The sequence below is a fragment of the Microcystis sp. M165S2 genome, assembly GCF_020245885.1.
Taxonomy (GTDB): Bacteria; Cyanobacteriota; Cyanobacteriia; order Cyanobacteriales; family Microcystaceae; genus Microcystis.
Window position 1 is genome coordinate 1 of record NZ_JADBTZ010000437.1, and the last position, 5,063, is coordinate 5,063.

Consider the following 5,063-nt stretch of genomic DNA (forward strand, 5'->3'; position numbering starts at 1 on the left):
GCGATACATTGGTACTAAGGAGAGAAGATGCAAGGGTTTTGAGTAATTTTAGCAGATTCAGGGGCACCTGAGCGACTCTCAATCTAGCTAAAAGCCTTTTCCTGTAAGGTTTTTAGCTTTATTCAGCAAACCCTAATTAGTAAAACCTATCAATAGGAACAGGAAAAGAGAGATAAAGCAAAACTGCTCGATCTCTGTTTGTGATTTCAGAAGGGATGTAAGACCGAATTGCTGTAAATCTACTCGAAACTAGATTAAAACTATCCCAGTTTTCTCTTGTACAGCATCTCTGGCGATTTTAAACGCTTTATCGACTGCTGTTGTCTGTGTAACTATCTTTTTAGCACCAGCATCATCAATCACGATACTATTTAGCCATAAAGCTGAGTCACGGGTATAATCCAAACCTGCAAGTGCTTTAATTAGAGCTTCTCGCTGTAAATCAGTGAATTCTTGGCCAAAAAAGATTAAATGTCCAATGCGACTAAGTACCTGAAACCCAACCGTATTAAAATCCACGCGCTGTTGTCTGAGATCGTATAAGTTGAGATTGACCGTTTGAGATGCAGGTTGTAGCAAAAGTCGCCAAGTATCGTTATTTTTGGCAAATTCCGTGTAAAAAATCGTCAATCTCTCTAACATTAGCAAAAATTCACTCTTACTTTGACGAGAATGAGATTCTATAACTGGTTTTCGAGATGAACCAAAGAGAAATTCAGCGACACCGATTCTTAACTGACTCATAGTAAACATATATTTGGTGTCTTTTCCGATAGTACGAGAGATTTTATCAATCCGTCCATTGAAAATGACTAAATCTTTAGTAATTGTCCGAGTCAACTTAGCAAGAGGATCGGTAACGTCGAAAGCAGCCAATAAAGCAGGAGGAATGGGTTTATTTTTGGCACAATCGGCAAAATCTTGATGAATTTGATCCATATCTGCTTCTTGAACTACCAGCACAGTTACGCTGTCGTTACGCAAGTCAGGTTTTTCAGGTAAAACTTTTTCGATCGCTTTTAACCGATGTTGACCATCAGTAACATAAAGTTCTACATCTATTGGCATAACAGCATAACCGAATTTGACTGGACCTGCACCATAGGTAAAAACTTTGATCGGTGTATTCGAGTTAAAGATGAATGGGGGCAAAATATACTGATCTGTTTCTAGCAAATACTTTGCAATCTCGTTAACGTGCTGGGGAATAAGTGGTCTGTTCATGACTTCATCCGCATTAGATTTATTCTTTTTAGCTTCAGCACTCTGTAATTTTGCCAATTCAATCAGCAGACTACAAGGTAGAGAAAAAACTAGATGAGTTCTTCCCCCCTGTTCGTAAACATGACAAATAAAAACTCTCGCTCCCGATGTGGCCGAATCAGCGAAAGCTAAAGTCTGCGCTTCATCTTGTCTTTGACAGTGTACGAGGTCAGCACTGGAACGGTAGCCGTCGTCATTGACAGCCGATGTGATCTGAGTCATAATTAACCTTGAAAAAATGTCCAAAAACAATTAAGTACATACAAACGTCCGAGAAGTCCTACTGCAATAGGTACTTATCGGAATTTTTGTTTATGTACTGAATCTAGTTTAAAGAAAGCTTTTAGGCTTGTCAATAGCCCATATAAAATTAATATACCGTTTTTACAGTCAAGATATGGACTGATTTTTGTTTTTGCAGTCGAAAAGTGGATTAATAAGTAAAATTCAGTAGGGTATAGGTACGATACCCAAAACAGCGATCGCACACCATAGAACTTGTGTACTATGATGAACCCTTAATGCAACTTTAAAAACCCACTTCCCACTCCCCCCTAGACCTTTTAAACAGGATTTAGCATCACGTTCCCGGGTTGAGAGTCGAAATCCCGTTAGGGATTAAAGAGTAACTCCACCGTCCACGGGTAAAACCACACCTGTCATATAGGGGTTGATAATCAAACTCAATACTGCTAGGGCGACTTCTTCGGGTTGCCCTAAATGTTCGACAGGTAGAGCAGAAACCGCCCATTTGCTCAGGTCGGAGCGTTCCGAATCACTTTGACTGCTCCAGATACTTGTATCTTCTATTAATCCGGGGGCAACAACGTTAACGCGAACAGGAGCGAGTTCTAGGGCGAGGGCGCGTCCAAATACTGCTACGGCACTATTAGCGGCGGCTATGACAGAAATTCCGCCCATTTTGGAATATTTGAAGATAGTGACGCTTGATGTCAGGGTAATAGAACCGTCCTTGGCCAAAGTTTTCAGGGAGCCACGCACTACTAAAAAGGTGGCCCAGAATTTATCCATACCTCCCTGGGCCGTTTCTGTGGTCATTTCAGTTAATAAGGCTCGCGGCATATTTCTGTCTCCCAGAGAGGTTACTACTAAATGGTCAAAGTTGCCAATTTCTGCAAAAAAGGCATTAACAGAATCTTCTTCTAAAAAATTAACAGTTTTGGCTTCAATCTCCCCGGAAATTAGGGCAACAGCCGCAGCTAATTTCTCTTGAGAAGCATGGGAAAGCACCACTTTTGCCCCCAGGGAGAGCAATTTTTCGGCAATCGCTAGGTCAATCCCGGAGCTTGCACCAATAATAACGACTTTTTTACCCGATAAGGAATCAAACATTTTTTTGTCTCCAAAAATTTCAGAAAAACTTACAGCTATTACAGTACATTGACTGGCTTTTGGGCAGCAACTAACCAATAAGTTATGGACGAGGAACTTAGCAAATTATCCAGAGGCTTAATGTTTAAATTATAGGTTTCTTCGTCTAATTTTCCTGATTGCAATTCCTCTGCTAACCAAGACTTAAGATGGCGAAAATGTCTGAACCAGCACTCCTCCGTCACCTCGACAAATTGAACATCTTTAAACCCTGCCTGTTGATAAAGATTTTGATACTCTGCAATATCTTTGACCCTGTTTGCTTGGGGAACTGTCCAATCCCCTAAAAGTTCTGTTGTGGCAAAACTCAGATCTGAGAGAATTAAGGTTCCCCCCGGCTTTAATACTCGCCAAGCTTCTTGTAGGAATTGCTGTCTAGTATTAAAATAAAAAGCCGCTTCTACACAAATAATTTGCTCAAAAGAATCATCGGCAAAATCCATCTCTACTGCGTCCATTAACAGAAATTTACCTTCGGGAAAATTCAAGAGACTTCTGGCAATTTGTGTGGGAGAAATGTTAATCCCCACAATTGCTGTCAATGGATAATATTTGAGAAGATAATGGGTAGTTGCTCCTAAACCACAGCCAATGTCAAGAATTGTTCCCTGTTTGTTGGGAATAAATTCTAAAAGTTTCTCCATCAGAGTGGAGGATGCTTCCTGTTGATCTTGGGTATGGGAGAGCCAATAACCGACATTAAAAAACTCTCTTTCACCATAAAACTCTCGAATCGAAGGACTACAAATTAAATCGTCGAATCTACTAATCCATTCATTTTTATCCATTTTTAAACTCACTTAACTCTTTCGGCAAAAAACTACATTAGTTTAACACGATTGAGCTTAGTAGAGTGGGAAGTGGTTTATAGCAATGCTTGCCAAACTCCTGTTAAGGCACTAGATATTGAGCGCGTGGCTGAGGCGATAGAAAAAAAGGAGCCACACCTTTTTGCTTAGATACCGATAAATTTCCCTTAGAGGTTCAACTAACAGCCCAATTTAATGGTAAAAAAAGTTTTTATCAATTAACCTATAACCATCAATCTATATTATCATATCTGGTGAGGGACACAAGTTATCGCTTTTGAATTAGGAATGGGGAGCGGGGGACAGGGAAGAAAATCGTCGCACCTCATGACTCTGAATACCGCTATAAGTGTCACCGATGGGAGTGCGGGTAAGGTGAGTATTTGACTTGAGTAAGACGGCAATATATGTTACTATCACAGGGTAATCGCAGCTATCTTGAAAAAGCTGCCACTCAAAACTAGGAATGACCATGAATTATCCCAATACCGAACAAAGTAAAGCAATCCCCTTCTTTGCTCGTTTTTTATCTGCGGACCAAGACGAGGCTCCGACCCCCGATTCCCCCCCCGATTCTGAACCGGCTCCCGTTTGGACTTGGAAATGGCCTTCTGACTGGGAAGATAGTTAATTAATTTAAAGATTGCTTTCAGTAATTCAGACAGAAATAAACCACCGCCATAAGTCAAGCAGGAGTAAGATTTATGGCGGTTTTTTGTTGTATTTAGGGTTTGCTAAACAAGTCAATTGGCCGGTGGAGACAGCCGGGTAGAGGAGGGAGAAAGTGCTTAGTTAAGTTAAAACTACTCTTCAGCAATTTCGACTTCTTTGGGAGCAACGGGTTCTTCGGCAGTAATTTCGACTTCAATAGCCTTTTTCAGGTTAAGTTTTAGAACTTGAGAAATTGGTAAACCTTCCACCTCATTGATGAGATATTCTTGAGTTTCTGTTTCACGACGTTTGAGATAGACCGTTTTAAGCAGTGCCTCAATGCCATAACCTGTCACAATGTCGCCAATAATGGTAGAGATGCCTAAGACCCCAAGTCCACCAATTAGTCCCAGTGGACCGCCTAACCCTAAAAGTGCGTAAATCGCAGGATAGGCAGTAGTGCTGGATGCGGCAACAGCAATAATGAAAATAATGCCGGGGAGTCCCAGAGAAGCAAGTTTTTGAACAACTTCATCTAGAGAAATTCCCCAGGAGATAAGTTTTTTGTTGATTTCTGTGGGATTAATTCCCAGAAAATCCTTGGGAATGGCCGTTTCAGTAGTTTCCGTCATTGATGAGACTCCTAAAATCACTAAGTTGGATTGGTTGGTCGGGATTTCAGTCATTTGACATCCTCGCCGCCGTAAAACGGACGGCGATTCCTCACCACGCCACTTTTTTAGGGTGGTCGCTGAACGGGGTTGACGCAGATAGCGAAAAACGCTTAATTGCTTAAGTCTGACACTTTCTCCACGTCCATTTTGAGTGTCCGAATGCCCTCCGGCCACTTTGAACAAGTCGAAAAAATCTCATGTTCAACCTTATTTCCTAGAAAGTTTTACTCGTTCAAGGCCGAATTTGAAGTCTTTTCTGAACGAAACCCCCTAC

At 41.2% G+C, this 5,063-nt stretch carries 7 protein-coding genes and 1 pseudogene; 3 read left to right on the forward strand and 5 right to left on the reverse strand.

The genetic code is table 11. The features are described from left to right. Window positions 1-249: 249 nt before the first annotated feature. From IM479_RS21460 to IM479_RS21470, 3 genes are all read right to left on the reverse strand, one after another. Complete coding sequence (locus tag IM479_RS21460; RefSeq protein WP_287687333.1) at window positions 250-1,485, reverse strand: DNA sulfur modification protein DndB; 1,236 nt, start codon at window positions 1,483-1,485, stop codon at window positions 250-252. 396 nt (window positions 1,486-1,881) lie between these two features. Beyond that, window positions 1,882-2,616 carry an SDR family oxidoreductase gene (locus tag IM479_RS21465; protein WP_287687331.1) on the reverse strand — a complete coding sequence of 245 codons (735 nt, stop codon included), beginning with the start codon at window positions 2,614-2,616 and terminating at the stop codon, window positions 1,882-1,884. Between the two features lie 38 nt (window positions 2,617-2,654). Next, on the reverse strand, window positions 2,655-3,443 hold the full coding sequence (locus IM479_RS21470; RefSeq protein WP_287687329.1) for a class I SAM-dependent methyltransferase: 789 nt from the start codon (window positions 3,441-3,443) through the stop codon (window positions 2,655-2,657). A 72-nt stretch (window positions 3,444-3,515) separates the two neighbouring features. Between IM479_RS21470 and IM479_RS22900 the strand changes: the two are divergent. Beyond that, window positions 3,516-3,724: pseudogene (locus IM479_RS22900) on the forward strand (MvdC/MvdD family ATP grasp protein); the annotation flags it as partial. A 22-nt stretch (window positions 3,725-3,746) separates the two neighbouring features. Here IM479_RS22900 and IM479_RS21475 read toward each other — a convergent pair. Next, complete coding sequence (locus tag IM479_RS21475) at window positions 3,747-3,938, reverse strand: hypothetical protein (RefSeq protein WP_158201334.1); 192 nt, start codon at window positions 3,936-3,938, stop codon at window positions 3,747-3,749. Here IM479_RS21475 and IM479_RS21480 point away from each other — a divergent pair. Further along, complete coding sequence (locus tag IM479_RS21480; protein WP_004158188.1) at window positions 3,937-4,095, forward strand: microviridin/marinostatin family tricyclic proteinase inhibitor; 159 nt, start codon at window positions 3,937-3,939, stop codon at window positions 4,093-4,095. The two genes, IM479_RS21475 and IM479_RS21480, sit on opposite strands and share 2 nt — an antisense overlap. 172 nt (window positions 4,096-4,267) lie before the next feature. On the opposite strand, the gene IM479_RS21485 is transcribed toward IM479_RS21480, so the two are convergent. Further along, window positions 4,268-4,747 (reverse strand): hypothetical protein, encoded by a 480-nt coding sequence (locus IM479_RS21485; RefSeq protein ID WP_287687335.1) that lies wholly within the window; start codon window positions 4,745-4,747, stop codon window positions 4,268-4,270. A gap of 2 nt (window positions 4,748-4,749) precedes the next feature. Between IM479_RS21485 and IM479_RS21490 the strand changes: the two genes are divergently transcribed. Beyond that, window positions 4,750-4,911 carry a hypothetical protein gene (locus tag IM479_RS21490; protein ID WP_287699571.1) on the forward strand — a complete coding sequence of 54 codons (162 nt, stop codon included), beginning with the start codon at window positions 4,750-4,752 and terminating at the stop codon, window positions 4,909-4,911. Window positions 4,912-5,063: the final 152 nt, after the last annotated feature.